Here is a 26,097-nt window from a genome sequence, read left to right on the forward strand (position 1 = left end):
CCGACACCTTGTGGCGGCCCTGTAATCACCTAAGTTCAAACCCTCTTCGCACTCCAGCGACACCGAGGGACACCCATGCAAACCTACCACCTGTTCATCAGCCACTCGTGGAACTACCCCGACGCCCACGACAATCTCGTGCGCCTGCTCAACGCCAAGCCGGGTTTCACCTACAAGAATTTTTCGGTGCCACCGGACAACCCGATTGTCGGCGCAAAAACCGACAAACAACTTGAGGAGGCCATCGAAAACAAGATTCGCCCGTGTTCGGCGGTATTGATCATGGCCGGGATGTACTCCACCTACAGCAAGTGGATCAACAAGGAAATCGAGATCGCCAAGCGCATGGGCAAGGTGATCATTGCGATCAAGCCGTTCGGTGCCGAGCGCATTTCCACGGTGGTACGTGACGCGGCACATGCCGAATGTGCGTGGAACACCAACAGCATCATCGATGCAATTCGCCAGCATACGGCGGTGTAACCATGCGCAAGGGACTGTTTATCGGCATCAACGACTACACCCATGTATCGCGCCTGAGCGGTTGCAGCAATGACGCCATGGCCATGGCGTCCGTTTTGAAGACCGATGCCAATGGCGATCCGAACTTCAAGAACATCGTACTGACCTCCGCCGAGGACTACCTGAGCCGGGAAAAACTCGAAGATCAGATCCGCGAGCTGTTTGCCGGGGACTGCAATGTCGCGCTGCTGTATTTCGCCGGCCACGGCAGCTTCGATACCGACACCGACGAAGGCATGTTGATCCCGCAGGATTACAAGAGCGCCAAGGACGGGATTCGCCTCAGCGACATTCTCAACTGGGCGAGCAAAGCCACGAAGATCAAAAACAAAGTGATCATTCTCGACTGTTGCCAGAGCGGCTCGGCCGGCGAACTGCGCGCCTTGCGCAGTGAAGGCAGCGTGGTCGGCGAAGGCATGACCATCCTGACCGCCTGCAAAAAGGAAGAGCCGGCGATGGAGGGCGTGCATCACGGCGTGTTCACCGGATTGTTGCTCCAGGCCCTGCACGGTGGAGCCGCGAACATCCTGGGCAAGATCACCCCCGGCAGCCTTTATTCGTTTGTCGACAATGCCCTCGACGCCTGGGAACAGCGTCCGGTGTTCAAGACCAACGTCTCGCAGTTCATTTCCCTGCGCGAAGTGTCGCCGCTGATCCCCAAGGAAATCCTGCGCAAACTCCCCGAATGGTTTGCCGAAGCGGAGTCGGTGTACCCCCTCGCCTCCAGCTTTGAGCCCACCGAACCCGAGTTCAACCCGGAACACGGCGAAGTCTTCGCCCAACTGCAAAAGTGCAACCGCCACAGCCTGGTCGAACCGGTGGACGCCGAACACATGTACTACGCCGCCATCCACGCCACCGGCTGCCGCCTCACCGCCCTCGGCGCCTATTACCGCGAACTCGCGATCAAGGGACATTTCTGATGCCAGTGTTTATCAGCTACCGCCACATGGATCGCGCCCACGCGGTCAAAATCAACGGGCGCCTGATCCAGGCCAATATCAAGACCTACCTCGACGTACTGGATATCGAATCCCAGACCACCGATGACATCACCGGGGTGATCACCCGCAACATCAGCGAATGCACGCACCTGCTGGCGGTGGTGTCGGAGAAAACCGCGCTGTCCTGGTGGGTGCCGTTCGAAATCGGCGAGGCGACTATCACTAATCGGCGTATCTGCTCGTTCAAGACCGGCCCGACAGAGCTGCCGCTGTACCTCGATAAATGGCCGAAGCTGATCAGCGACCGGGACATCGAGTTCTTTATCGATGCCTATCGCAACGAAGCGACACTCAAGCGCTCGATGTCGCTGGAATCGGTGACAGGTAGCGAGTCGGTGCGCAGCGTCAACAAATCCAATGCGGATCGCTTTCACGCCGATCTCAAATCCCGAATCACCCGCGGCTTTTAACGTAGAAAACGCCGACAAAAAAGCCGACATCGCTGTCGGCTTTTTTGTCGGTCACTGCTTGGGCGGCTCACCCGGTTTCGGTGCCGGATCATCGAACAGGTTCAGACGCTCACGCAGTTCATGAGCCGGCAGCGGTTCCTTGTCCGCCGGCAACGCGTTCGGGTCGACCGGTGCAGCCGGTGTGGCGCCTGGTGCAGCCGAACCTTGCGGAACATCAGGCGTAGGCTCCGCCCCTTGCGAACCTTCGATCGCACGCTGGGCTTTCTTGGTCAGCACCACGATGTCGATACGGCGGTTCACCGGATTGAACGGATGCTCGCGATCGAACAGGGCCGACGAGGCATAACCGACCACCCGCGCCACCTGCGCATCCGGATAGCGGCCCGCCACCAGCGCACGCCGAGCGGCGTTGGCACGGTTGGCCGAAAGCTCCCAGTTACCGAAGTCACCCGTGCCAGTGTACGGCTTGGCATCGGTGTGGCCGCTGATGCTGATCTTGTTCGGCACCGCTTTGATGGTGTCGGCCATGGCCAGCAGGATGTCTTCGAAATACGGTTTCAGACGGGCTGAACCCGAGTCGAACATCGGGCGGTTTTCCGCGTCCATGATCTGGATACGCAGGCCGTCCGGCGTGATTTCGAACAGGATCTGATCCTTGAACTTCTGCAGCTGCGGGTTTTCTTCGACCTTGTTCTGCAGCTCTTGCAGCAACAGCTCGAGGCGCTCCTTTTCGACCTGCTCGGCCATGCCTTCGACCTGGTCGGTATCGATGGTGACCTTGTCCGGCTGCGGCTGGGACTTCACTTCAGGGTTGAGGGTGTTTTCCGGCGCCAGGGTCGGCGTGCCGCCCAGATCGATGATGTACGGCGTACCGCTTTCGGAAAAGCCGATCGGGTCCTTGAAGTAACCGGCGATGGCAATCTTCTGTTCCGGCGTGGCGGTGGACAGCAGCCACAACACCAGAAAGAACGCCATCATCGCCGTGGCGAAGTCGGCGAAGGCGATTTTCCAGGCGCCCCCGTGGTGCCCGCCGGCGATGCGCTTGACGCGCTTGATGATTATCGGCTGATTGTTTTCCATAACTTAACGACCGCGAACCGCTTGTTCCAGCTCGGCGAAGCTTGGACGGTGCGCCGGGTACAGGACCTTGCGCCCGAACTCCACGGCCAGCGATGGCGGCATGCCGGAAGCCGAAGCCACCAACGAGGCCTTGATGGCTTCGTAGACGTTCAGTTCTTCCTTGGCATCGTGGGCCAGGGAATGGGCCAGAGGGCCGAAGAAGCCGTAGGCGGCGAGAATACCGAAGAAGGTACCCACCAGTGCCGCACCCACGTGCAGGCCAATGGACTTCTGATCGCCCTCACCCAGCGAAGCCATGGTCACCACGATCCCCAGTACCGCCGCGACGATACCGAAACCGGGCATGGCGTCAGCAATGCCGTTTACGGCGTGGGATGGGTGTTCCAGGTCTTCCTTGAGGCTGAACAGCTCCATGTCGAACAGGCCTTCCAGCTCGTGGGGAGCCATGTTGCCGGAGGACATGATGCGCAGGTAATCGCAGATGAACGCGGTCATGCGCTCGTCCTTGAGGACCGTCGGGTACTTGGCGAAGATCGGGCTCGCGGCGGCATCTTCGATGTCGCCTTCGATGGCCATCATGCCTTCGCGGCGGCTCTTGTTGAGGATCTCGTAGATCAGGCCCAGCACTTCAAGGTAGAAGCCGTGATTGAAACGCGAGCCGAACATGCCCAGGGACTTCTTGAGCACGTGCATCGTCATGTAGCCGGGGTTGGCCTGCAAGAATGCACCAAGGGCGGCGCCACCGATGATCATGACCTCGAAAGGCTGGATCAAGGCGGCAATCTTGCCGTGGGAAAGCACGTATCCGCCGAGCACGCTCGCGAATACGACGATGATGCCGATAATTTTAGCCATAGGTTAGGAGAGCACTTACTGAGTCGGGTTCAAGGTCATATTCGGAAGTTAAAAAATCTCTTCTTCTCCTTATCGGCAAAACTGCGCCAGACTATAGCCAGTTCAGGCGAAAAACTGATTTGACCCCATCCGGGCACAGGTAATGTTGACGATGATCGCCTCCCACCATGGTTAACGAAACGAACGTTCCAACCCCGAAACCGACCACTCTCGAAGGCTGGGTCAAGCTTCTCGATGGCGTACGCCTGCCGGTTCCGCAAGCCAGCCACGACCGGGTCTGCAAGGCCATCCGTGACAATCGCAGCTCGCTGCGCGACATCGCTGACTTGATGCAAGGCAGTCCGGCCCTGGCCTTGAGCGTGATTCGCGAAGCCAACCGGCATACCCATGGCAGCATGACCGAACCTGCGGAAAACCTTGAAATTGCAATCAACCGCCTCGGCTTGAAGCGCACGGAAGAACTGCTCGCGCGCCTGCCCGCCGAACCCCGGTCCGAGATCCCCAAAGCCTTGCGTCAGCTGCAGATGATCAGCCAGCACGCCACGCAACAGGCCAACGGTTTTTTCGCCAGCCGCCTGGCGCGGCTGTGGCAGGACATCCACTGGGGCAGCCTGCTGTTTCTTTCGCCCCTGTGGCCGTTGGCGCTGACCCATCCAAAACTGCTCGAAGAATGGGAGTTGCGGGTCATCCACAAAGGCGAGTCCGCATGCAAAGTCGAAAAGCAATTGCTTGGCGTACGCCTGCTGGAGATCGGCCAGGCGATGGTGGAGATCTGGCGCTTGCCGATCTGGGTGCAGCAGGGCTATCGACTGCTGCTCACTGAACAGCGGGAACTGGTGAAAGTCCTGCGCATCGCCCGTGACAGCGAGCATCCACTGCGCCAGCAGAACCGTCTCGATGACGACCCGACCCTGCGCCGCTGGCTCAATCAACCGGCCAATACGGTATTGCTGGCCAATGGGCTGGCACTGTCGGCGCAACACGCCTGGGACAGCCCGCACAGTGAGCGCTGGCAATTCCTGACCAGCCTTTACCTGCAAATGCCGATGGACGAGGTGCAACAGCAACTGCACCAGCAAGCTGTCAACAGCGCACGCCAACACGCCATGCCCGACCTCTGGCACCCCGCCGAATCACTGATCTGGCCGTGGGGCACGAATCGTATCCACGCCGGGCTGCTGCCGGCATCGGCACCCACCGCCGAAGACCTGGCGAAGTGGCGCAAGCAATGTGCCGAATTGCTGGCCGAGCCGAGTCGCTTCACCAACGCCATGCACCTGACCATCGCCGCCCGGGACGCCCTCGCAGCCTGCGGCATGCGTCGGGTGATGATCCTGATGGCCGACCGCACCCAAGCCAACCTGCGCGCGCACCAGACGGCCGGTCTGCCGAAGGAAGCGGCCGGGTTGAACTTCGTGGTCAGCCAGAGCAACGTGTTGCAACGCCTGCTCGCGCAACAGGCCCAGGTGCGCCTGACGCCAGCCAACAACGCGCAATTCTCGGCGCTGCTGCCCAACAGCCTGCGTTCGCAGTTCAGCGGCGAACACCTGCTGCTACGCTCGCTGGTCAATAATGGCCGGGTGATCATGATCGTCGTGGCGGACCAGGGCGGCGGACCGTTTTCGGAAATTTCCGTACAGGCCTTCGGCAAAACCGCGCAGTGCATCGAGAAAGCCCTGCACAGCTTTAGCCACCGTGGCCAATAAGCTGCGCTACAATCCCCCCTTTTGTGCTCTGGAGACCTCACATGCCTGACTTCTCTGGCTTGCCGCTGGTGATCGAGCCGAGCGACTTGCTCCCTCGCCTCGACGCTCGCGAATTGATTCTGGTGGACTTGACCAGTGCCGCCCGCTACGCCGAAGGGCACATTCCCGGCGCGCACTTTGTCGATCCGAAACGCACGCAGCTCGGCCAGGCCCCCGCCCCGGGACTGATGCCCCCGCAGGCCGCACTCGAAGCGCTGTTTGGTGAGCTGGGACACAACCCCAATGCGGTCTACGTGGTGTATGACGACGAAGGAGGCGGTTGGGCCGGGCGCTTCATCTGGCTGCTGGATGTCATCGGCCACAGCAAGTACCACTATATCGACGGCGGCCTGACGGCCTGGCTGGCAGAAGGCTTGCCCATGTCGATCCAGATCCCGCCACCCGTGGGCGGCCCGGTTCCACTGACCTTGCACGACGAACCCACCGCCACCCGCGAATACCTGCAAAGCCGCCTCGGCGCCGCCGACCTGGCAATCTGGGATGCGCGCGGACCGCTGGAGTACTCCGGCGAGAAAGTCCTCGCAGCCAAGGGCGGGCACATTCCCGGCGCTGTCAATTTCGAATGGACCGCCGGCATGGATCAGACGCGCCAGTTGCGCATCCGCACCGACATGCAGCAGATCCTCGAACAACTCGGGATCAGCAAAGACAAAGAAGTGATTACCCACTGCCAGACCCATCATCGTTCTGGCTTCACCTATCTGGTGGCCAAGGCTCTCGGTTATCCGCGGGTCAAAGGCTACGCCGGCTCCTGGGGCGAATGGGGTAACCATCCCGATACCCCGGTAGAAATTTAAGATTTTTAAGGACCGTTAATGAACAAGCGTCTGTTTCTCCTCGGCCAGTACCTGCTGCCCCACAACTTGCTCTCGCGACTGGCCGGCTGCATCGCCGAATGCCGCGTGCGCTGGTTCAAGAATGCCTTTACCGCCTGGTTCGCCAAGCGTTATCAGGTGGACATGTCCCAGGCGTTGGTCGAAGACCTGACCGCCTACGAACACTTCAACGCATTCTTCACCCGCGCACTGAAAAGCGGTGCCCGTCCGTTGGACGAGACCCCGGGCGCGATCCTCAGCCCAGCCGACGGCGCGATCAGCCAGCTCGGCCCGATCGAGCACGGCCGCGTGTTCCAGGCCAAGGGCCACAGCTTCAGCGTGCTGGAACTGTTGGGTGGCGATGCGGCGAATGCTGCGCCGTTCATGGGTGGCAACTTTGCGACCATCTACCTGTCGCCGAAGGACTACCACCGCGTGCACATGCCACTGGCTGGTACCCTGCGCGAGATGGTCTACATCCCGGGTCGCCTGTTTTCGGTCAACCAGACCACCGCTGAAAACGTTCCGGAATTGTTTGCCCGCAACGAGCGCGTGGCGTGCATTTTCGACACCGAACGCGGGCCGATGGCCGTGGTGCTGGTGGGCGCGATGATCGTGGCTTCGATTGAAACCGTCTGGGCCGGTCTGGTGACACCGCCGAAGCGCGAGCTGAAAACCTTCCGCTACGACGAAGCCGCACGCACGCCGATCCACTTGGAAAAAGGCGCAGAACTGGGTCGCTTCAAGCTGGGTTCGACCGCTGTCGTGCTGTTCGGGCCGGATCAAGTGAAGTGGGCTGAAGAAATGACCGCCGGTACAGCGGTGCAGATGGGTCAGGGCATGGGCTCACCAAAAGCCTGACCGTCGTACATAACTGTAGGAGCGAGCTCGCTCGCGATGGACGTTAACGATGACGCGCGCATTCTGTATGCACGCGTCGCCCTTATGTTCATCGCGAGCAAGCTCGCTCCTACAGTTTGATTTAAAGCTGGCCGTCGCGATCGCGGAAGCCCAGCAGATACAGCACGCCGTCCAGCCCAAGGGTCGAAATCGCCTGCTTGGCCGACTGTTTCACCAGCGGCTTGGCACGGAATGCCACGCCCAACCCGGCAATTGCCAGCATCGGCAGGTCGTTGGCACCGTCGCCGACCGCGATGGTCTGCTCCAAGCGCAAACCTTCCTTGTGCGCCAGTTCCTTCAGCAAATCGGCCTTGCGCTGCGCATCGACAATCGGCTCGACCGCCACGCCGGTGACTTTGCCGTCGACCACTTCCAGTTCGTTGGCAAACACGTAGTCGATACCCAGCTTGGCCTGCAATTGCTTGGCGAAGTAGGTGAAGCCGCCCGACAGAATCGCAGTCTTGTAACCCAGGCGCTTGAGTTCAGCGAACAGGGTTTCGGCGCCTTCGGTCAGGCGCAGCGAGGCACCGATGGAATCCAGAACATTGACATCCAGACCTTTGAGCAAGGCCAGGCGCTCCTTGAAGCTGGCGCGGAAATCCAGCTCACCGGCCATCGCCCGTTCGGTGATTTCCGAAACCTTGTCACCCACACCGGCCGCCTTGGCCAGTTCATCGATCACTTCGGCTTCGATCAGCGTTGAATCCATATCGAACACCGCCAGGCGACGGTTGCGCCGGAACAGCGAATCTTCCTGGAAGGCGATGTCGACGTTCAGTTCCTGGGCAACGCTGAGGAATTCGGCACGCAGCGCCTGCGGATCAGCCGCCTCGCCACGCACGGAGAACTCGATGCAGCCCTTGCCCTTGTCGGCCGGGGTGTCCAGCGGCATACGTCCGGACAGACGATCGATGTGATCAATGTTCAGGCCATATTTGGCGGTGATCGAACTCACGGCCTGCAACTGCCCGGCTGTCACCTTGCGGGTCAACAGGGTCACGATGTGGCGTTTTTTACCCTGGTTGCCGACCCACTGCTGGTAATCCTCTTCGGACACCGGCGTGAAACGCACCTGTTGATCGAGCTCGTACCCCTTGAACAGGATGTCCTTGAGCACGGACTTGCCTTGTTCGGTGTCGGGAATTTCAACCAGGATGCCGAACGACAAGGTGTCGTGGATCACCGCCTGACCGATGTCGAGAATGTTCACACCACCCTGGGCCAGAACGCCGGTAATGGCCGCAGTCAGACCCGGACGGTCGACTCCCGTGATGTTTATCAGGACGATTTCGCGCAAGGCGCACCCCCGCAGGTGGAAAAAAAACGCATTCTACCCACTTTCAGTGACCATCGGGCACCGTGAGCGCTTTGACGGCCTAGGGCCTGTCGCTATACTGCGCGTCAACTTCACGGACAAAAGAGCCGAGCTCAAGTGAACCGGCCCACGCCAGTAAAAACCGACAACTTCTTCCTGCTGATCTTCCGGGCACTGCGCCACCGCCGTGTACCGATTGCATTGCGCATCGCCAGCCATAACGTGATCCTGGTCGCCCTGGCCCTGGTCATCTATGCCGGTGTGATGGGCTTGCAGTTCAAGCAGGCCATGCACGAGCAGGCGGATGCGCTGGGCGAAAGCCTGACCACGCAGACGGCCACCTCGGCCACCGAGCTGTTGGTGTCCAACGACATCCTCAGCCTCAACGTGCTGCTCAACAACCTGACCAAGAACAAGCTGGTGGCGCATGCAGCCATCTACAGCATGGATAACCGCATCCTTGCCGAAGCCGGTCAGCGCCCCAAACACGGCCTGCTGGGCGAAGCCGAGGGCATCTACCAGAGCAAGATCACTTTTCAGGACGTGACGGCTGGCCAGCTGCGCATCAGCCTGGACATGGATCAGTTCCAGCAGCCGATGACCATCAGCCTGCAAAGCATGGGCATTCTGAGCGCCATCCTGCTGGCCCTGTCTTTGGCCCTGAGCCTGCGCATGGGGCGTTATCTCTCCACGCCGCTGCTGCAATTGCGGGTGTGGCTGCGCAACATCGATGAATACACCCCGGCCACCGACCGCCAGGACGAAATCGGCGACCTGGCGCGTCAGCTGCACGCCAACTTCGCCCCGGAGCCCGCCCCTGTGCCGGAACCGGAACCGGAATTCGACGACATGGATGACGAAGCCGACCCGGCCTTCGAAGTCCGCAACCTGCGCGATCCGAGTTTCGACGAGAGCAGCCCGGTAGCGGCGCTCAAGCCAGCGCCACGGCAGATCGTCAGCACCGTCGAAGACGACGATGATGAAGATGAAGACCCGTTCGCCGACCTGCGCGACGAATCGCTGGGCAGCAACCCGCAACCGGTCATTCGCAAGGCCACGCCGAGCGTGCCACAACACAGCGCGGTGCTGGCAGTGCAGCTGGGCTCCCAGGAACAACTGCGACGCCTGCCGCGGGCACGTCTTGAAGAACTGCTCGAACGCTATCGCGACTGCCTCGATCAGGCCGCGTCGCTGTATCAAGGCGAAGTGGAAACCTTGAACGATGGCAGCACCTTGATGCTGTTCCACACCGAAGACAGCGGCGACGATTACCTGACCAACGCCATTTGCTGTGGCGAGCTGCTGCGGGCTCTGGGCCACCAGTTGCAGATCGAAGTCGCGGACAGCGGCATCACCCTGCAATTGCAGCTGGGCCTGACCCTCGGTGACGAATTGTTCGGCCTGAGCCAGATCGACCTGCTGCTGACCGACCCCGCCCAGGACGCCCTGGCCCTGTCGCAACACAGCCGCAACCTGCTGCTGGTGGAGCGCAAGATCAGTGATGACGCCTTGATCCGCCAGCGCGCACGGATCCGCCCGATTGCCAGCCCTGAGGGCGCGTGCTGCGTGGAACGGTTGATGGAGCCGTATCCATCGATGCTTGAACGGCAACTGGCGCGGATGCATGAGCGCCGCGCTTAAACCTTGACCCCAAGGTGAAGAAGCCCGTAGATGAGCGATCGTCTGCGGGCTTTTTTGTAGCCTGCTCTGGCCTCATCGCGAGCAAGCTCGCTCCCACATTGGTCTCTGTGAATACAATTCTTGCGTACGACCGCGCCCCCTGTGGGAGCGAGCTTGCTCGCGATGAGGCCGGGACAGGCGCTAGATATCTCCAACCTGCAGAAACAACAAAGCCCGCATCAATGCGGGCTTTGTTTCAAATCCATCCAGGCTTAGAAGCGGAACACTTCCATATCCGTCCGGACCGGCGCGGCCATCGGGATTTTCGGCTGCTTTTCCTGTTCTACCGCAGGTGCTGCCGCCTTGGCTGCCGGCTTGCGCGGGACCTCGGCGATCGGCGGCTGATTGGCCAGCGGCTTGAGCGCCACCGACAGCTGCTCGGCCAGGCGTTGCAGCAACACACCCTGAGCCTGGACCTGAGCCGCCGTACTACCGGCATGCTGCTCCTGCAAATGGATGATGCGGTTGTCGCGGACCTGCCCGCGACGGTCGATCAGGCGCCATTGCGCGTCGAGGATCGCCGGTTGTTTTTCACCCGAGTCCAGCCGCGTGATGGTCAGCAGTACCTGAACGTCCGGGGTGAAGCCCACTGTCGCCGGGGCCAGCACCACGCGCTGGCTGTCCAGGCGACCTGCGACCTGACGCAGCAGCAGCTGATCGATATCCGACGAAAGGCTGCCAGCCCAACGACCGTCGGTCGAGGCTTGCAGGCTGCCATCCGGCTGACGCTGCAACAGGGTTTCGCGTTGCAGGTAGTCGGCCACGGTGACCGGTCCCAACAATACCGCCATGCCCGCGTTCTGTGCGGGCTGAACCGGACTACCAGCGTCCAGTTGATACAACGACACCGGTTGGTGAACGCTGCAACCCGCCAGGCCAAGAACGCCGACGAGCAAAAGAATAAAAGGAAGGCGCAGAGCAGTCATCGTCCCATCCAGGTGATCGCTAAAAGGCTGATCACAGTGAAAATACTCAATAAATATGAAGAACGCGCGGCAATGCCGGCGCTTGAAAGGCCATATCATCCGTGAATATGCGTTCCGACTCCAGCGCAAAGCGCCGAACTACGGGTTAAATCGTAGATCGGCGCTTCTAAGTCGCCTAATTGAGGTTTTCGACGAGCAGCGCATCGACCCTCTGGAAGCCACGCGGCAACTTATTGCCACGACGGCCACGTTCACCCTTGTAGTGTTCGAGGTCGTCCGCTTTCAGTGACAAGGTCCGTTTCCCGGCCTGCAACACCAATGTTGCACCGTCCGGCAATACAGCGATGTCCGTCACGAACTCTTCGCGACTGGCCACTCGCTCACCGGGAATCCCGATGATCTTGTTGCCTTTGCCCTTACCTAATTGTGGCAGGTCGCTGATTTTGAAGATCAGCAGGCGACCTTCGGTCGTCACCGACGCCAGCCAGTTCTGCTCACGATCGGCCACTGGGCGCGGCAGCATGACTTTGGCGTTGTTCGGCAGGCTCAGCAGGGCCTTGCCCGCCTTGTTCTTGGCCTGCAGGTCTTCACCCTTGACCACAAAACCGTAGCCGGCGTCGGAGGCTATCACATACAGCGCATCGTCTTCCGGCATCAGCACGCATTCGAAACTCGCTCCCGGCGGTGGCGTCAGGCGACCGGTCAGCGGTTCGCCCTGGCCACGGGCCGACGGCAAGGTGTGGGCGGCCACTGAATAACTGCGGCCGGTGGAGTCGATAAACACCGCGAACTGGTTGGAGCGTCCGGCTGCCAGCGCCTTGAATCCGTCCCCGGCCTTGTAGGAAAGCCCAGTGGCGTCGATTTCGTGGCCTTTGGCGGAGCGAATCCAGCCTTTTTCCGACAAAACGACCGTCACTTTCTCGTTCGGCAGCAGATCGTGCTCGGTCAGGGCCTTGGCTTCGGCGCGCTCGACAATAGGCGACCGACGGTCATCGCCGTAGGTTTCCGCGTCCTTGATCAGTTCGCTGCGCACCAGTTTTTTCAACTTGGCTTCGCTGCTGAGCAGGGCTTGCAGCTTGGCTTGTTCCTTGAGCAGTTCATCCTGCTCGGCACGCAGCTTCATCTCTTCCAGTCGCGCCAACTGACGCAAACGGGTGTCGAGGATGTATTCGGCCTGGATTTCGCTGAGGGCGAAGCGCTCGATCAGCGCGGCTTTCGGGTGCTCCTCGGTGCGGATGATGTGGATCACTTCATCCAGGTTGAGGTAGGCAATCAACAAACCGTCCAACAGGTGCAGGCGACGCTCGACCTTGTCGAGGCGGAATTGCAGGCGGCGACGCACGGTCTGCACCCGGAACTCCAGCCATTCGACCAGCAGCGCCCGCAGGTTTTTCAGTTGCGGCTTGCCGTCCAGGCCAATGATGTTGACGTTGACCCGGTAGCTCGACTCCAGCTCGGTGCTGGCGAACAGGTGCTGCATCAGCGCATCGTGGTCGAAGTTTTTCCGCGCGCCCGGAATGATCACGATCCGGCACGGGTTTTCGTGGTCGGATTCGTCACGCAAGTCGGCAATTTGCGGCGCCTTGGACGGCTTGGCCTGCATCATCGCGGCGATCTGTTCCAGCACCTTGGCGCCCGAGACCTGGTGCGGCAGTGCGGTGACGATGATGTCGCCGTCTTCAATGTGATACACGGCACGCATGCGCACCGAACCACGACCGGTTTCGTAGATCTTCAGCAGGTCGGCGCGCGGGGTGATGATTTCCGCTTCGGTCGGGTAGTCCGGGCCCTGGATGTGTTCGCAGAGCTGTTCGACCGTGGCCTTGGGCTCATCGAGCAAACGCACGCACGCCGTGGCGACTTCCCGCAGGTTGTGCGGCGGAACGTCGGTGGCCATGCCCACGGCGATACCGGTGGTGCCGTTGAGCAGAATGTTCGGCAGACGGGCCGGCAAGACCAGCGGTTCGTCGAGGGTACCGTCGAAGTTCGGGCCCCAATCAGCCGTGCCCTGGCCCAGTTCGCTGAGCAGCACTTCGGAATAACGCGACAACCGCGCTTCGGTGTAACGCATGGCAGCGAAGGACTTGGGATCATCCGGCGCACCCCAGTTGCCCTGGCCGTCGACCAGCGTGTAGCGATAGCTGAACGGCTGGGCCATCAGCACCATGGCTTCGTAGCAGGCCGAATCGCCGTGAGGGTGGAACTTGCCGAGCACGTCACCGACGGTACGCGCCGACTTCTTGTGCTTGGAATCGGCGTCCAGCCCCAACTCGCTCATCGCATAAATAATGCGGCGCTGTACCGGTTTCAGACCGTCGCCGATATGCGGCAGGGCACGGTCCATGATCACGTACATGGAGTAGTTGAGGTAGGCATTTTCGGTGAAGTCAGCCAGCGAGCGGCGTTCTACACCGTCCAGGCTGAGATCAAGGGAGTCGCTCATGCGGGCCTCATCGGTTCGTTGTCTGGCGCAGCAGCATGGTGCCACCGCGCTGGGTAAATTCAAGTTTGTTCAGTGCGCTCATGCCGAGCAACACCTGATCGCCATGCAGCCCCGGGGCCACCAGTGCGCGTACATCCCGCAGCACGATGTCGCCCAGTTGCAGGCGTTCGATACGGGTGCGATAGCCATGGCTCAGGCCATTGGCCGTGCTCAGGGTCACGCCGAATCCTTCTTCGAGCTTCAATCGCCTGGCCAGATCCAGAGGGATCGATACATCGGTCGCCCCGGTATCGAGCATGAAGTCCACCGGCTGACCGTTGATCTGACCGCTGGCGACAAAATGCCCCTGCACATTGCTGGCCAGTTTCACCTCAATGAAACCTTCGCCCTGCTCCGAACTGACCACCACATTCGGATTTTGCTGACGCGCTTCCCACTGGCCGAAAAACCGCGTGGCCAGAAACAGCGCCGCACACCAGGCCAGCACCATGAACACCCGGCCGATGCGCTGCCCCGGGGTTTGTTGTCTCACGGCTTGGCACTCCAGCCACCTTCCGGTGCAGCGAAGCGCCAGACCACCGGACGGACTTCGCCATCGGCACGCGCGCCAAAATTGTTGTCGACACCGACCCAGGCGCCATCGGCATCCACGATCAACGCTTCTTCCAGTCCGTAGCTCTGTGGATAACGACGGTTTTCCTGCAACAACTCGGCGGCGTACGACCAGCAGCGCTCGACCTTGGCCGTCTGCGGATCCCGGCGGCAGATCTGGTAGGCGTTGCGTTCAAGGGTGAACAGCTTGCCGTTGAACAGTGACAGGTCAGAGAAGTCCCGCGGCACGGCTTTGGCATGGGGAAACTGCTCGGGCTGCATTTCCATGCCCGCCTCGCTCAGCAGCACGCAACCACCGTCGCAATCCCACAGGGTCTGTTTGCGCTTGATCATCAGCAGTCCGCGGCCTTGCCGCTCGGCGGCGAACCACAACTGATCGCCTGCCGGATTGACCGCCAGCCCTTCGAACAACGCATTGAACTGCAACAGCAGGCCTCTGGCCCGTGCCTCGCGAACCAGCATCGGCGAGATCTTCAGCCAGGCGGCGGGCCCCGTTGGCGGAACTTGCAAGACAGCAGCATGGCCTTCGCTGACGATGTAGCGATTGCCGGCGCTGTCGCAGGTGATGCCTTCAAAGTCCAGATCACCGCCACGCACGAAAGAAGCCCCCCAGACGCGAGACTTCAGCCCCCAGGGCAAGCCGCTGTCAGGCACTGGCGGTGCGTTGATGTGCACCGTTTCAGCCTGCCAGACAGATTCGCTGGTATCCAGGCGGTAGATCTGATTATCGTCGCGGTCGGAAACCGCCCACAGATCATTGCCGCACTGCGCCAGCCCGGACAGGTTGCCGCCGCGCATGCCGTCGACGACATGTTCGGACAACAGGCGCAACTGTGGCGCCGGCTCGGCGGATACCATGTTCGACGTCAGCAGCAACCCACAGGCCAGGGCAAAGCCCAGGCGCATCAGCCCAGAACCTCGGCCAGGTTGCCCTTGGACTCCAGCCAGGTCTTACGGTCGCCGGCGCGCTTCTTCGCCAGCAGCATGTCCATCATTTCCGAGGTCGCCTCGAAATCTTCCAGGGTCAACTGCACCAGACGCCGGGTGTTCGGGTCCATGGTGGTCTCACGCAGCTGCGGCGGGTTCATTTCACCCAGGCCCTTGAATCGGGTGACCTGCGGCTTGCCGCGCTTCTTCTCGGCCACCAGGCGATCGAGGATGCCATCGCGTTCGGCTTCATCGAGGGCGTAGTAGATCTCTTTGCCCAGATCGATGCGGTACAACGGCGGCATCGCGACGTAGACGTGACCGGCATCCACCAATGGGCGGAAATGCTGGACGAACAAGGCGCACAGCAAGGTCGCGATGTGCAGACCGTCGGAGTCGGCGTCGGCGAGGATGCAGATCTTGCCGTAGCGCAGCTGGCTGATGTCCGCCGCGCCCGGATCGACACCGATGGCCACGGCAATGTTGTGCACTTCCTGGCTGGCCAGCACTTCGCTGCCGTCGACTTCCCAGGTGTTGAGGATCTTGCCGCGCAATGGCAGGATCGCCTGGAATTCCTTGTCCCGCGCTTGCTTGGCGGAACCGCCGGCGGAATCACCTTCCACCAGGAACAGTTCGGAACGCATCGGGTCTTGCCCGGCACAATCAGCCAACTTGCCTGGCAGCGCCGGGCCTTGGGTAATGCGTTTGCGCTCGACCTTCTTGCTGGCCTTGAGGCGACGGCCAGCGTTGTTGATCGCCAGTTCCGCCAGCAGCATGCCGGTTTCCGGGTTGGCATTGAGCCACAGGCTGAACGCATCCTTGACCACACCGGAGACGAACGCCGCCGCTTCACGAGAAGACAGCCGCTCCTTGGTCTGGCCGGAGAATTGCGGTTCCTGCATCTTCATCGACAGCACGAAGGCAATGCGCTCCCAGACGTCTTCCGGCGCCAGCTTCACGCCACGCGGCAGCAGGCTGCGGAATTCGCAGAATTCACGCATGGCGTCGAGCAGGCCTTGACGCAAACCGTTGACGTGGGTGCCGCCCTGGGCTGTCGGGATCAGGTTGACGTAGCTTTCCTGGACCGCGTCGCCACCTTCGGGCAGCCACAGCAGCGCCCAATCCACCGCTTCTTTATTACCGGCCAGGCTACCGCAGAACGGCTCGTCCGGCAGGCGCTCGAATTCGCTGACCGCATCCACCAGGTAGGAACGCAGGCCGTCTTCGTAATGCCATTCGACTTTCTCGCCGGTGGCCTTGTCTTCAAAACTGACCAGCAGCCCCGGGCACAACACGGCCTTGGCCTTGAGCACGTGCTTGAGGCGACTGATGGAGAATTTCGGGGAGTCGAAGTATTTCGGATCCGGCGCAAAGAACACGCTGGTGCCGGTGTTGCGCTTGCCGACAGTACCGACGACTTCCAGCTCGGTGGCCTTGTAGCCATCCTTGAAGGTCATCTGGTATTCGTTGCCGTCACGTTTTACACGCACCCGCACTTCGGTGGACAAGGCGTTGACCACGGAAATACCCACACCGTGCAGACCGCCGGAGAACTGGTAGTTCTTGTTGGAAAACTTGCCACCGGCATGAAGCTTGGTGAGGATCAATTCAACGCCCGAAACACCTTCCTCGGGGTGAATGTCCACCGGCATGCCACGGCCGTCGTCGCTGACTTCCAGGGAATGGTCGGCATGCAGGATCACTTGCACCGATGTGGCATGCCCGGCCAAGGCTTCGTCGACACTGTTGTCGATGACTTCCTGGGCAAGGTGGTTCGGCCGACTGGTGTCGGTGTACATGCCGGGGCGCTTGCGCACCGGGTCGAGGCCCGAGAGGACTTCGATGGCGTCTGCGTTATAAGAGCTAGCGCTGGGAGTGGCCATGGGGTCTCGTCGTCAGTGTTCGGTGAAAAAAGAATTCATGGGGCTATCGCTCACAATGCGGTGAAATCGATTGCCTGATACAAATCGGCGCCAATGCCGGCAAAACTCAGCATGGCCGGCAGTTGCGTGGCAAAACCCTGGAAACTGTGGTCGCCGCCGGCCTGAATGCGCAAGGCACAGGCCCGGTAATACTGCTGGGCGAGGCGATAGTCCAGCGTTTCGTCCCCGGTCTGCAACCATACCTGATAACGCTGTGGATCCTGGGGCACCGGCACTTCCAGTTCGGCCAGGGCCGCCACGTGGTCGTGGGTCATTTCCCAGGTCTCTTCGGTATACAGGTTTTTCTGTGTCCCCAGAAAGCCGTCGAACATCCGGTGCGGGCTGACGGCAGGGTTGATCAACAGGGCTTTCAAGCCAAGGCGCTCGGCCAAGTGAGTGGCATAGTAGCCGCCGAGCGAGCTGCCGACCAGCAGTGGCCGCCCCAGCTCGGCAATCGCCTGCTCCAGTTGAGCAATAGCCTGGCGCGGGTGATGGTGCAACGCTGGAACGCGCAAGTGTTCGCTCAGGCCCAAGCGCTCCATCACGTCGATCAACTGGCAGGCCTTCTTCGACAACGGCGAGCTGTTGAAGCCGTGGACATAAAGGATCGAACCGGACATTTGAGTTCCCTGTGCATCGGCTAAAAGAGGCGGAGTTTACGGGATTTATCAGTAGCCGTTGGAACCGTAATCCACAGTGAAATCGAACCCGGTGACCCGCTCCACCCCGGTTTCCAGCCGCCCGTCGGGCAGCAGTCGCAACCAGCGATAGCCCGGTGCCTGTTCGCCGACCTTGAAATCCTCGCTGCCCGGTTCGAACTGGATGCAAGTCGAGGGCGAGGCGATCAGACGCACGCCGTTACGTAATTGATCGATTTCCTGGTGCACATGCCCCCACAGCACGGCACGCACTTGTGGAAAACGATCCAGCACTTCAAAAAACGCCTCGGGATTGCGCAGACCGATAGGCTCCATCCACGCGCAACCAATCGAAACCGGGTGATGGTGGAAGCACACCAGATGATGACGCTCCGGCGCTTCGCTCAACGCGCGGGCGAGCAGCTGCAACTGTTCATCCTCCAAATAACCCGGCACCGAGCCTGGCACGGCCGAATCAAGCAACGTGACCCGCCAGTTGCCGATATCCACCACCGGTTCGAGCAAAGCACTCTGCACCGCGGCCTCGGCCATGATCTGCGGCTCATCGTGATTACCGGGAATCCAGCGCGCCGGCGCATCGAGCTGGCGCGTCATGTCACGAAATTGCCGGTAGGACTCCAGCGTCCCGTCCTGGGACAGATCACCCGTTGCCAGGATCAAGTCAATCTGCGGCTGTTGCGCGCGCACCAGTTCGATGACCTTCTGCAGGCTGTCGCGGGTATTCATGCCCAGCAACGCGCCGTCCGCTTCGGCAAACAGATGGCTGTCGGAGAGTTGCACCAGCAACGCCGGATCGGCGGTGGTCAATGTGGATACGCTCGGCAAGGCGTTCTCCCAGGGCGTGATCACGGGGATGGGTAAGTGCCGCAATTATGCTGGGGGACGATCGAAAGGGGAAACCTGTGAACCTGACATAGTTCACAACTGCGCTTCACAACTAACGTACTACTTCGTATTCATGCCCCAGCGCCAGGCAATGGCTCAGCCATTCGCCCAGAAACATGTTCAACTGGGCCTTTTCGTCCGGCTGGTGCATCGAGGCGTTCGGGTAAGGATAGATGCCGCGAAAGCGTCGTGCATGTTCGGCGCTGACCACTTCGGCCATGCGCGCGTCGTGATAGACCTGCACTTCCAGTTGCGGCACCGGCAGCCAGGGCAGGCTGTGTTCCTGACGCACTTGCAGGGTCGTGGTGTAAGGACAGGTCAGCAGCACTTCCAGCGCCAGTACGCCGAGCATCTGGTCGCCATGGGTCACGGCGATGCGCCGCGCGGCAGGCTCGCTGCGCATGTCCGGCAGCAGTCGCATCAGGCGTGCGTAGTTCGCCTCGCAGGACGCTTGCAGCCCCACCAGGTCCACCCGATAGCGATCGCGCAGCTTGTTTACGACCATAACCCCCTCACTTCAACGCGGTTCAAAGCCAGCCATTGCAAGGCAATGATGCTCGCCGCGTTGGCAATACGTCCATCGCGTACGGCTTGCAGGGCATCTTCGAAAGCCCAGACCGTGACGCGAATATCTTCTGCCTCTTCCTCCAGCCCATGCAGGCCGCCAACCCCGGTAGTGTCGCAACGCCCCAGGTACAGATGCACGAATTCGTTGCTGCCGCCCGGCGATGGAAAGTATTTGAGCATCGGCCAGAGCGCCCCGATTACCAGCCCAGCTTCCTCCTGCGCTTCGCGGTGAGCAACTGCTTCCGGCACTTCATCCTTGTCGATCAGACCAGCGACCAGTTCGATCAGCCACGGATTGTCGGTCTTGCCCATGGCACCGACGCGAAACTGCTCGATCAGCACCACTTCATCGCGCTGCGGATCGTATGGCAGCATGCAGACCGCGTCATGGCGAACGAACACTTCACGATTGATCTCGCGGCTCATGCCCCCGGCGAATAATTCGTGGCGCAAGTGCACGCGTTCGAGTTTGTAGAAGCCCTCGTAGCACTTTTCGCGCCGCACGATATCAACGGCGGTCGGAATGGCGTTGGCAAAATCCGTCATGACAATCCTCTTTTACTGCAAATCCTGTTCGAGGCTGCTTTTTTTCCTGGGCCTCGACTTCGCGCCATCCTAACGCGCCCGTGACGTTTGATGCAGCCCCTTTCCCGTCAGCGGGATGGACGGTGAGGGCGAAACCCACTCTAATTAGCTTAGTGGCGAACTGACTGCTTTGTTGAGAGTCGAAGCCGGTAACTTTTTGCCTTCCCCTGTTTCAGAAAGGACGCTCATGTCGCTTTTCAAAATCGCCTCCGTGGCCGCTATCGCCCTGACCCTGGGCGCTTGCGCGAGCCTGTTCCAGCCCAACTACCGGACGCCGCTGGAAACCACCCGCGACGCCTCCGAGCAACTCAAGCCCGGTTGCAGCAACCCGGATTGCCCGCTGGTCAACATCGACACCCTGCACTTTCCGGCCGAGCCGGCACTGGACGGCATCATCGAAAAACGCCTGCTGCAAATGACCCGCACCTCGCCCGACGCGCCGGTCGCTCCGACCCTGGCGGCCTATCGCGAAGAATTTTTGCGCACCGCCGGCCCACGCAACAGCAGTTATCTGCAGGCGAAGGTACGTGAGCAGCATGACGGCTTGGTTATCGTCGAATTGTCCAGCTACCTGGACACCGGCGGTGACCACGGCACCGCAGGTCGAGGTTTCATCAACTATTCGCGCCAGCAGCATAAAGTGCTGACGTTGTCGGACATGCTGGTGCCAGGGCAGGAAGACGCGTTCTGGAAAGCCGCGCAGGTGGCGCACAACAGCTGGTTGATCAGCACCAAACTCGATCAGGAACCGGAGTTCGTGAAGAGCTGGCCGTTCCAGAAAACCCGGAACGTGGCGCTGACCTACGGTGGGGTGATCCTCAAGTACGAAACCAGCACCATCGCGCCTTACGCGCTGGGCCATGTCGAACTGAAGATCCCCTACCCTCGCCTGAACGGCATCATCAAGCCCGAGCTGTTTCCCGGCCGTAACTGAAGACCCGGCCCAGCACTAGCTGGAGCAACCCTGCCACTACCAGTGCCGGCAGGGTTGCACCGACATCCGGATACAGGTTGGCCAACAAATGATAGGTGCTGACCCCGCCCAGCCAGGCGAGCAGCGCCGGCCAGCGCAGTGCGGCCGAGGCCACCTGGGCACTGCGCTTGCGCAGGATGAAGTGGTCAACCAGCACCACGCCGAACAACGGCGCAAACACCGAGCCGATCAGCAGCAGGAAGTTCTGGTACTGGGCCAACGGCGCCAGCAGGGCAATCAGCGTGCAGATAACGCCGATGGCCAACGCCAGGTGTTCGACTTTGGCGCGCAGCAGAATCCCGCTGGACACCGCCGCCGAGTGAATATCGGCAAAGGCGTTTTCCGATTCATCCAGCAGAATCAGCAGCAGCGGAATCCCCAGGCCGGCACCGGCCAGCGCCAGCAGCAAGGCATTGACTTCACCACTCGGCGCGAACGCCAGGGTGTAGGCCACGCCCAGGCTCATCAGCCAGAAATTGCCGATGAAGAAACCGATGGCGGTGCCACCGAAGACATTTTTCGCCCGCTTGCCGAAGCGCGAGTAGTCGGCGATCAGCGGCAACCACGAGAGCGGCATGGCAATGGCGATGTCGAAACCCACGGCGAACGGCATCGAACCGTCACCGGCCTGGGCCCACAACGCGGCCAGGTCGGCCTTGGCGAACAGGTTCCAGGTCAGCCAGGTGCAGGCGGCCAGCAACAGCCAGATACCCCATTTGCGCAGGATCTGCCGGACGAAAGTCAGCGGACCGCTGACCGCCAACAGGGTCGCCAGGGCGCCGAAGACTAGCGTCCAGATCAGCGGATTCGACAGCAGACTGCCTTCGCTGAAGGCCTTCGCACCCAGCAGGCTGGCGGCATCGCGCATGACGATGATTTCGAACGAACCCCAGCCGATCAATTGCAGCAGGTTCAGCACCGCCGGCAGGCTCGCGCCTTTGACACCGAGGCTGAGCTTGAGCGCGGCCATCGACGACAGGCCGGTATCACTACCGATCACCCCGACCGCCGCCAGCAGCAGAACGCCGACCAGGGTGCCCAGAAAAATCGCCAGCAATGAACCGCAGAGGCCCAGGCCCGGTGCCAGCAACGCACCGGTTTGCAACACCATCAGGCCGATGCCGAGGGAGAACCACAGGGAAAACAGGTCGCGGCCGCCGAAGACACGTTTGTCGGTCGGCACCGCGATGTCAGGGGAGTAAGTGCTGGGTTGAATGCTCAAGGGTGTTATCTCAGAGGGGCATTTGTTGTTGTGTAGATCGCTATCGCCAGCAGGCTGGCTCCCACAGGGGACATGTGAACGCCACAGATCCAATGTGGGAGCCAGCCTGCTGGCGATGGGGCCTGTGCAGACCCCACCCTTTCAGGTCAGATCAAACTTTCTGGTAAAGCTGACTGCCTTCCTGCTTGAAGCGCTCGGCCTGTTCGGCCATGCCTTGGGCAACGTCCACGTCGACCGCTTCGATCCGTTGGTTGGCCGCATACTCGCGGACTTCCTGGGTGATTTTCATCGAGCAGAATTTCGGCCCGCACATCGAGCAGAAGTGCGCGACCTTGGCCGAATCCTTCGGCAGGGTTTCATCGTGATACGAACGGGCGGTGTCCGGATCGAGACCCAGGTTGAACTGGTCTTCCCAACGGAATTCGAAACGCGCCTTGCTCAAGGCATTGTCGCGGATCTGTGCGCCCGGGTGCCCCTTCGCCAGATCGGCGGCATGCGCGGCGATCTTGTAGGTGATGATCCCGGTCTTCACGTCATCCTTGTTCGGCAGGCCCAGGTGCTCCTTCGGCGTCACATAGCAAAGCATGGCGCAACCGAACCAGCCGATCATCGCCGCACCGATGCCGGAGGTGATGTGGTCGTAGCCCGGCGCGATGTCGGTGGTCAGCGGGCCGAGGGTGTAGAACGGCGCCTCGTCGCAGCACTCCAGCTGCTTGTCCATGTTCTCTTTGATCAACTGCATCGGCACGTGGCCCGGGCCTTCGATCATGCACTGCACATCGTGCTTCCAGGCGATCTTGGTCAGCTCGCCGAGGGTCTCCAGTTCGCCGAACTGCGCTTCGTCGTTGGCGTCGGCAATCGAGCCCGGACGCAGGCCATCGCCCAGCGAGAAGCTGACGTCGTAGGCCTTCATGATTTCGCAGATGTCTTCGAAATGGGTGTAGAGGAAGTTCTCTTTGTGGTGCGCCAGGCACCACTTGGCCATGATCGAACCGCCACGGGAGACGATGCCGGTCACGCGCTTGGCGGTCATCGGCACGTAGCGCAGCAACACGCCAGCGTGGATGGTGAAGTAGTCGACGCCCTGCTCGGCCTGCTCGATCAGCGTGTCGCGGAACAGCTCCCAGGTCAGGTCTTCAGCCGCGCCGCCGACTTTTTCCAGGGCCTGGTAGATCGGCACCGTACCGATCGGCACCGGCGAGTTACGGATGATCCACTCGCGGGTTTCGTGGATGTGCTTGCCGGTGGACAGGTCCATGACCGTGTCCGAACCCCAGCGAATGCCCCAGGTCAGTTTCGCCACTTCTTCTTCGATGGACGAACCCAGGGCGCTGTTGCCGATGTTGCCGTTGATCTTCACCAGGAAGTTACGGCCGATGATCATCGGTTCCAGTTCGGTGTGGTTGATGTTGGCCGGAATGATCGCGCGACCGCGGGCGATCTCTTCACGGACGAATTCGGGGGTGATGATTTTCGGCACGCTGGCGCCGAAGCTGTGGCCAGCGTGCTGCTGGTCCAGCAGGCCGGCGGCGCGGGCCACTTCCAGCTTCATGTTTTCGCGGATGGCGACGTATTCCATCTCGGCGGTGATGATGCCTTTGCGGGCGTAGTGCATCTGGCTGACGTTGGCACCCGGCTTGGCGCGGCGCGGGTTGTTGACGTGGGCAAAGCGCAGCTTGGTCAGCTCCGGATCGGCAAGGCGCTCCTGGCCGAAATTCGAGCTCAGGCCGCTCAGGCGCTCGGTATCGCCACGGGATTCGATCCACGGCGAACGCACGTCGGCCAGGCCTTTGCGCACATCGATGATGACATTGGGGTCGGTGTACGGGCCCGAAGTGTCATACACCACTACCGGTGCGTTGACCTCGCCGCCGAAGTCGGTCGGCGTCACGTCCAGGCTGATTTCGCGCATCGGCACGAGGATGTCCGGGCGAGTGCCCTGTACATAGATTTTTTGCGAGCGGGTAAACGGCTGAACCGATTGCTGATCGACCTTGGCCGAGTCACTCAGGTTGGTGGCGATTTTTGCTTTTGTAGTCATCACGGGCTCTCCAGACACACATCCAGGCAGTGGATTTTTGTCGGAGCGAACCTGTAAACGAATGGACGCACGGGCGCTGGGAAAACCAGCTGTGCTGTGCTCAGTGCTCGAGGGGTGTTCGATTGTCGAACAACATCCCGGACGAAGCACAAGAGGACTCGCCGGGTGACGAGAAATCTTGTTCCCTACGCAGGCGCTAACCTGATCAGGTTCAACGGGATCCGAAATTATTCGATCTCAGCCTCATAGCAAGGCACCCCGACAAGAACCCGGCCAGTCTAGACACAACTGGCAAAGAACGCCAACCCCACGGCAAATACCATGATGAATGGCGTAATTACACGCAGTATCAGGATTGTTGCAGCCCCAATGCACAACTACACTCGCTACGCTGAGCCGGCATTGACGCTGTCAAAGCGGGGCCTTAGCCTTGGCGCTCAAATTACCTTCGTAATATCAATTCTAGGGATCGTCTATGCTGCGCAAACTCTCACTGGCCCTTGCCGTGTCTTGTGCGTCCAACGGAATGGCCTGGGCAGCAGATGCGCCCTTATCGACCAAGACGGACCTGGTCAGCGTTTATCAGGAAGCCGTCAACAACAACGCCGATCTGGCGGCTGCCATCGCCCAATACGGCGCGCAGAAAGAAGTCGTACCCCAGGCCCGCGCCGGGCTGCTGCCGAACCTCTCGGGCGGCGCAAATATTTCCGAGGTGCGTACGGATCTCGATCAGCCGTCCGCCACGTCCAACCGCGATGCTCATTCTTACCAGGCCACTTTGGCGCAGCCGCTGTTCCGGGCTGACCGCTGGTTCCAGTTCCAGGCCGCCAAGGAAGTCAACGAACAGGCCGCCCTGCAACTCTCGGCGACCGAGCAAAACCTGATCCTGCAAACCGCTAACAGCTATTTCAACGTGCTGCGCACCCAGGACAACCTGGCCTCGACCAAGGCCGAAGAAGCGGCGTTCAAACGCCAGCTCGATCAATCCAACGAGCGTTTCGATGTTGGTCTCTCGGACAAGACCGACGTATTGAACTCACAAGCCAGCTACGACACCGCACGTGCCAACCGCATCGTTGCGCAGCGCCAGGTGGACGACGCCTTTGAAGCATTGATCACCCTGACCAACCGCCAGTACAACTCGATCTGGGGCATCAGCCATAACTTGCCGATCCTGCCGCCAGTACCGAACGACGCCAAGGCCTGGGTCGAAACGGCGGGCAGGCAGAACCTCAATCTGTTGGCCAGCAACTATGCCGTCAGCGCCGCCGAGCAGACCCTCAAGCAACGCAAGTCCGGTCACTTGCCAACGGTTGACGCGATCGCCAAGTACGAGAAAGGCGACAACGACGCACTGGGCTTCAGCAACCCGAACAACCAGCCCCTGCCGTACGGTGGCAACGTCGAGCAAACGACCGTTGGCCTGCAACTGAACATCCCGATCTACAGTGGTGGTTTGATCAACTCTCAGGTGCGTCAGTCCTATGCACAACTGGACCAGACCGAGCAGCAACGCGAATCCCTGCGCCGCAGCATCGTGGAAAACACCCGTGACCTGCACCGGGCGGTGAACACCGATGTCGAGCAGGTACAGGCGCGCAAGCAATCGATCATCTCCAACCAGAGCGCGGTGGAAGCGACTGAAATCGGCTATCAGGTGGGTACGCGAAACATCGTCGACGTGCTGGATGCGCAGCGCTCGCTCTACACCTCGGTGCGCGACTACAACAACACCCGCTACGACTACATCCTCGACAACCTGCGCTTGAAGCAACAGGCCGGTACGTTGAATCCCGGAGATCTGCAAACCCTGGCACGCTGGCTCAATCCCAACTACAACCCGGACAAGGATTTCCTGCCACCGGATCTGGCCAAGGCTGCGGCTGAGCAGTTGAAAGCGAGACCTGATCAGTAAAAGCAAAAGATCGCAGCCTGCGGCAGCTCCTACAGGATGAACATCAATCCCGTGTAGGAGCTGCCGCAGGCTG

At 60.8% G+C, this 26,097-nt stretch carries 23 protein-coding genes and 1 riboswitch; of the genes, 9 read left to right on the plus strand and 14 right to left on the minus strand.

Going from position 1 to position 26,097, the window contains the following annotated elements:
• Positions 1-75: 75 nt before the first annotated feature.
• The 3 genes from AC1DKH_RS16975 to AC1DKH_RS16985 are packed head-to-tail and all read left to right on the plus strand — an operon-like array spanning position 76 to position 1,936.
• A complete protein-coding gene (locus tag AC1DKH_RS16975) occupies positions 76-483 on the plus strand; it encodes a TIR domain-containing protein (RefSeq protein WP_007995042.1) in 408 nt (135 codons plus the stop codon).
• 2 nt (positions 484-485) lie between these two features.
• Complete coding sequence (locus AC1DKH_RS16980) at positions 486-1,445, plus strand: caspase family protein (RefSeq protein WP_477798723.1); 960 nt, start codon at positions 486-488, stop codon at positions 1,443-1,445.
• Complete coding sequence (locus tag AC1DKH_RS16985) at positions 1,445-1,936, plus strand: toll/interleukin-1 receptor domain-containing protein (protein WP_477754986.1); 492 nt, start codon at positions 1,445-1,447, stop codon at positions 1,934-1,936. The genes AC1DKH_RS16980 and AC1DKH_RS16985 overlap by 1 nt, the downstream gene beginning before the upstream one ends.
• A gap of 51 nt (positions 1,937-1,987) precedes the next feature.
• Here the strand turns inward: AC1DKH_RS16985 and motB are convergent, their stop codons facing one another.
• Positions 1,988-3,016, minus strand: coding sequence for a flagellar motor protein MotB (motB, locus tag AC1DKH_RS16990; RefSeq protein WP_477798724.1), 1,029 nt, complete (start codon positions 3,014-3,016; stop codon positions 1,988-1,990).
• Between the two features lie 3 nt (positions 3,017-3,019).
• A complete protein-coding gene (gene motA / locus AC1DKH_RS16995) occupies positions 3,020-3,871 on the minus strand; it encodes a flagellar motor stator protein MotA (protein WP_477798725.1) in 852 nt (283 codons plus the stop codon).
• Between the two features lie 167 nt (positions 3,872-4,038).
• On the opposite strand from motA, the gene AC1DKH_RS17000 reads away from it, so the two are divergent.
• The 3 genes from AC1DKH_RS17000 to asd are packed head-to-tail and all read left to right on the plus strand — an operon-like array spanning position 4,039 to position 7,313.
• Entirely contained in the window at positions 4,039-5,577 is a 1,539-nt protein-coding gene (locus tag AC1DKH_RS17000) for an HDOD domain-containing protein (protein WP_477798726.1), read from the plus strand.
• A 41-nt stretch (positions 5,578-5,618) separates the two neighbouring features.
• Positions 5,619-6,434, plus strand: a complete 816-nt coding sequence (locus AC1DKH_RS17005; protein ID WP_477798727.1) for a rhodanese-like domain-containing protein — start codon at positions 5,619-5,621, stop codon at positions 6,432-6,434.
• An 18-nt stretch (positions 6,435-6,452) separates the two neighbouring features.
• A complete protein-coding gene (asd, locus tag AC1DKH_RS17010) occupies positions 6,453-7,313 on the plus strand; it encodes an archaetidylserine decarboxylase (RefSeq protein ID WP_477798728.1) in 861 nt (286 codons plus the stop codon).
• Between the two features lie 121 nt (positions 7,314-7,434).
• Here asd and serB read toward each other — a convergent pair whose 3' ends face one another.
• The gene (gene serB, locus AC1DKH_RS17015; protein WP_108218400.1) at positions 7,435-8,649 is read right to left on the minus strand and encodes a phosphoserine phosphatase SerB; all 1,215 of its coding nucleotides are present in this window, start codon (positions 8,647-8,649) and stop codon (positions 7,435-7,437) included.
• A 135-nt stretch (positions 8,650-8,784) separates the two neighbouring features.
• On the opposite strand from serB, the gene AC1DKH_RS17020 reads away from it, so the two are divergent.
• Entirely contained in the window at positions 8,785-10,308 is a 1,524-nt protein-coding gene (locus AC1DKH_RS17020) for an AhpA/YtjB family protein (RefSeq protein ID WP_477798729.1), read from the plus strand.
• Positions 10,309-10,559: 251 nt separating this feature from the next.
• On the opposite strand, the gene AC1DKH_RS17025 is transcribed toward AC1DKH_RS17020, so the two are convergent.
• From AC1DKH_RS17025 to AC1DKH_RS17065, 9 genes are all read right to left on the minus strand, one after another.
• On the minus strand, positions 10,560-11,273 hold the full coding sequence (locus tag AC1DKH_RS17025; protein ID WP_477798730.1) for a PqiC family protein: 714 nt from the start codon (positions 11,271-11,273) through the stop codon (positions 10,560-10,562).
• A gap of 175 nt (positions 11,274-11,448) precedes the next feature.
• Positions 11,449-13,716 (minus strand): DNA topoisomerase IV subunit A, encoded by a 2,268-nt coding sequence (gene parC / locus AC1DKH_RS17030; protein ID WP_477753911.1) that lies wholly within the window; start codon positions 13,714-13,716, stop codon positions 11,449-11,451.
• A 7-nt stretch (positions 13,717-13,723) separates the two neighbouring features.
• Positions 13,724-14,248, minus strand: coding sequence for a retropepsin-like aspartic protease family protein (locus tag AC1DKH_RS17035; RefSeq protein WP_477798731.1), 525 nt, complete (start codon positions 14,246-14,248; stop codon positions 13,724-13,726).
• Complete coding sequence (locus AC1DKH_RS17040; RefSeq protein ID WP_477787947.1) at positions 14,245-15,234, minus strand: esterase-like activity of phytase family protein; 990 nt, start codon at positions 15,232-15,234, stop codon at positions 14,245-14,247. The genes AC1DKH_RS17035 and AC1DKH_RS17040 overlap by 4 nt, the downstream gene beginning before the upstream one ends.
• Positions 15,234-17,138: a DNA topoisomerase IV subunit B gene (parE, locus tag AC1DKH_RS17045; protein ID WP_477798732.1), complete on the minus strand. Its 1,905-nt coding sequence runs from the start codon at positions 17,136-17,138 to the stop codon at positions 15,234-15,236. Before parE ends, AC1DKH_RS17040 begins: the two co-directional genes overlap by 1 nt.
• Before the next feature lie 50 nt (positions 17,139-17,188).
• On the minus strand, positions 17,189-17,797 hold the full coding sequence (locus tag AC1DKH_RS17050) for a YqiA/YcfP family alpha/beta fold hydrolase (RefSeq protein WP_477763680.1): 609 nt from the start codon (positions 17,795-17,797) through the stop codon (positions 17,189-17,191).
• 48 nt (positions 17,798-17,845) lie between these two features.
• Positions 17,846-18,661: a 3',5'-cyclic-AMP phosphodiesterase gene (gene cpdA / locus AC1DKH_RS17055; RefSeq protein ID WP_477753916.1), complete on the minus strand. Its 816-nt coding sequence runs from the start codon at positions 18,659-18,661 to the stop codon at positions 17,846-17,848.
• A 112-nt stretch (positions 18,662-18,773) separates the two neighbouring features.
• Entirely contained in the window at positions 18,774-19,226 is a 453-nt protein-coding gene (locus tag AC1DKH_RS17060; protein WP_007977461.1) for a DUF1249 domain-containing protein, read from the minus strand.
• The gene (locus tag AC1DKH_RS17065; RefSeq protein WP_008016925.1) at positions 19,217-19,834 is read right to left on the minus strand and encodes an NUDIX domain-containing protein; all 618 of its coding nucleotides are present in this window, start codon (positions 19,832-19,834) and stop codon (positions 19,217-19,219) included. Before AC1DKH_RS17065 ends, AC1DKH_RS17060 begins: the two co-directional genes overlap by 10 nt.
• Positions 19,835-20,060: 226 nt before the next feature.
• Here AC1DKH_RS17065 and AC1DKH_RS17070 point away from each other — a divergent pair, with 226 nt between their 5' ends.
• The gene (locus tag AC1DKH_RS17070) at positions 20,061-20,807 is read left to right on the plus strand and encodes an RsiV family protein (protein WP_477760288.1); all 747 of its coding nucleotides are present in this window, start codon (positions 20,061-20,063) and stop codon (positions 20,805-20,807) included.
• Here AC1DKH_RS17070 and cytX read toward each other — a convergent pair.
• Positions 20,776-22,068 carry a putative hydroxymethylpyrimidine transporter CytX gene (cytX, locus tag AC1DKH_RS17075; RefSeq protein ID WP_477798733.1) on the minus strand — a complete coding sequence of 431 codons (1,293 nt, stop codon included), beginning with the start codon at positions 22,066-22,068 and terminating at the stop codon, positions 20,776-20,778. The two genes, AC1DKH_RS17070 and cytX, sit on opposite strands and share 32 nt — an antisense overlap.
• A 151-nt stretch (positions 22,069-22,219) precedes the next feature.
• Positions 22,220-24,109 carry a phosphomethylpyrimidine synthase ThiC gene (gene thiC / locus AC1DKH_RS17080; protein ID WP_477753919.1) on the minus strand — a complete coding sequence of 630 codons (1,890 nt, stop codon included), beginning with the start codon at positions 24,107-24,109 and terminating at the stop codon, positions 22,220-22,222.
• Positions 24,110-24,274: 165 nt separating this feature from the next.
• A riboswitch (TPP riboswitch) is annotated at positions 24,275-24,380 on the minus strand.
• Positions 24,381-24,584: 204 nt separating this feature from the next.
• Between thiC and AC1DKH_RS17085 the strand changes: the two genes are divergently transcribed.
• A complete protein-coding gene (locus AC1DKH_RS17085) occupies positions 24,585-26,024 on the plus strand; it encodes a TolC family outer membrane protein (protein WP_477753920.1) in 1,440 nt (479 codons plus the stop codon).
• Positions 26,025-26,097: the final 73 nt, after the last annotated feature.

The organism is Pseudomonas sp. 05L36, from assembly GCF_056398125.1.

What these genes read in the sequence shown, in the direction of transcription:
- AC1DKH_RS16975 (WP_007995042.1), top strand. Translation starts at nt 76, where the DNA reads ATGCAAACCTACCACCTGTTCATCAGCCACTCGTGGAACTACCCCGAC.
- AC1DKH_RS16980 (WP_477798723.1), top strand. Translation starts at nt 486, where the DNA reads ATGCGCAAGGGACTGTTTATCGGCATCAACGACTACACCCATGTATCG.
- AC1DKH_RS16985 (WP_477754986.1), top strand. Translation starts at nt 1,445, where the DNA reads ATGCCAGTGTTTATCAGCTACCGCCACATGGATCGCGCCCACGCGGTC.
- motB (WP_477798724.1), bottom strand. Translation starts at nt 3,016, where the DNA reads ATGGAAAACAATCAGCCGATAATCATCAAGCGCGTCAAGCGCATCGCC.
- motA (WP_477798725.1), bottom strand. Translation starts at nt 3,871, where the DNA reads ATGGCTAAAATTATCGGCATCATCGTCGTATTCGCGAGCGTGCTCGGC.
- AC1DKH_RS17000 (WP_477798726.1), top strand. Translation starts at nt 4,039, where the DNA reads ATGGTTAACGAAACGAACGTTCCAACCCCGAAACCGACCACTCTCGAA.
- AC1DKH_RS17005 (WP_477798727.1), top strand. Translation starts at nt 5,619, where the DNA reads ATGCCTGACTTCTCTGGCTTGCCGCTGGTGATCGAGCCGAGCGACTTG.
- asd (WP_477798728.1), top strand. Translation starts at nt 6,453, where the DNA reads ATGAACAAGCGTCTGTTTCTCCTCGGCCAGTACCTGCTGCCCCACAAC.
- AC1DKH_RS17025 (WP_477798730.1), bottom strand. Translation starts at nt 11,273, where the DNA reads ATGACTGCTCTGCGCCTTCCTTTTATTCTTTTGCTCGTCGGCGTTCTT.
- parC (WP_477753911.1), bottom strand. Translation starts at nt 13,716, where the DNA reads ATGAGCGACTCCCTTGATCTCAGCCTGGACGGTGTAGAACGCCGCTCG.
- AC1DKH_RS17040 (WP_477787947.1), bottom strand. Translation starts at nt 15,234, where the DNA reads ATGCGCCTGGGCTTTGCCCTGGCCTGTGGGTTGCTGCTGACGTCGAAC.
- parE (WP_477798732.1), bottom strand. Translation starts at nt 17,138, where the DNA reads ATGGCCACTCCCAGCGCTAGCTCTTATAACGCAGACGCCATCGAAGTC.
- AC1DKH_RS17050 (WP_477763680.1), bottom strand. Translation starts at nt 17,797, where the DNA reads ATGTCCGGTTCGATCCTTTATGTCCACGGCTTCAACAGCTCGCCGTTG.
- AC1DKH_RS17060 (WP_007977461.1), bottom strand. Translation starts at nt 19,226, where the DNA reads ATGGTCGTAAACAAGCTGCGCGATCGCTATCGGGTGGACCTGGTGGGG.
- AC1DKH_RS17065 (WP_008016925.1), bottom strand. Translation starts at nt 19,834, where the DNA reads ATGACGGATTTTGCCAACGCCATTCCGACCGCCGTTGATATCGTGCGG.
- AC1DKH_RS17070 (WP_477760288.1), top strand. Translation starts at nt 20,061, where the DNA reads ATGTCGCTTTTCAAAATCGCCTCCGTGGCCGCTATCGCCCTGACCCTG.
- thiC (WP_477753919.1), bottom strand. Translation starts at nt 24,109, where the DNA reads ATGACTACAAAAGCAAAAATCGCCACCAACCTGAGTGACTCGGCCAAG.
- AC1DKH_RS17085 (WP_477753920.1), top strand. Translation starts at nt 24,585, where the DNA reads ATGCTGCGCAAACTCTCACTGGCCCTTGCCGTGTCTTGTGCGTCCAAC.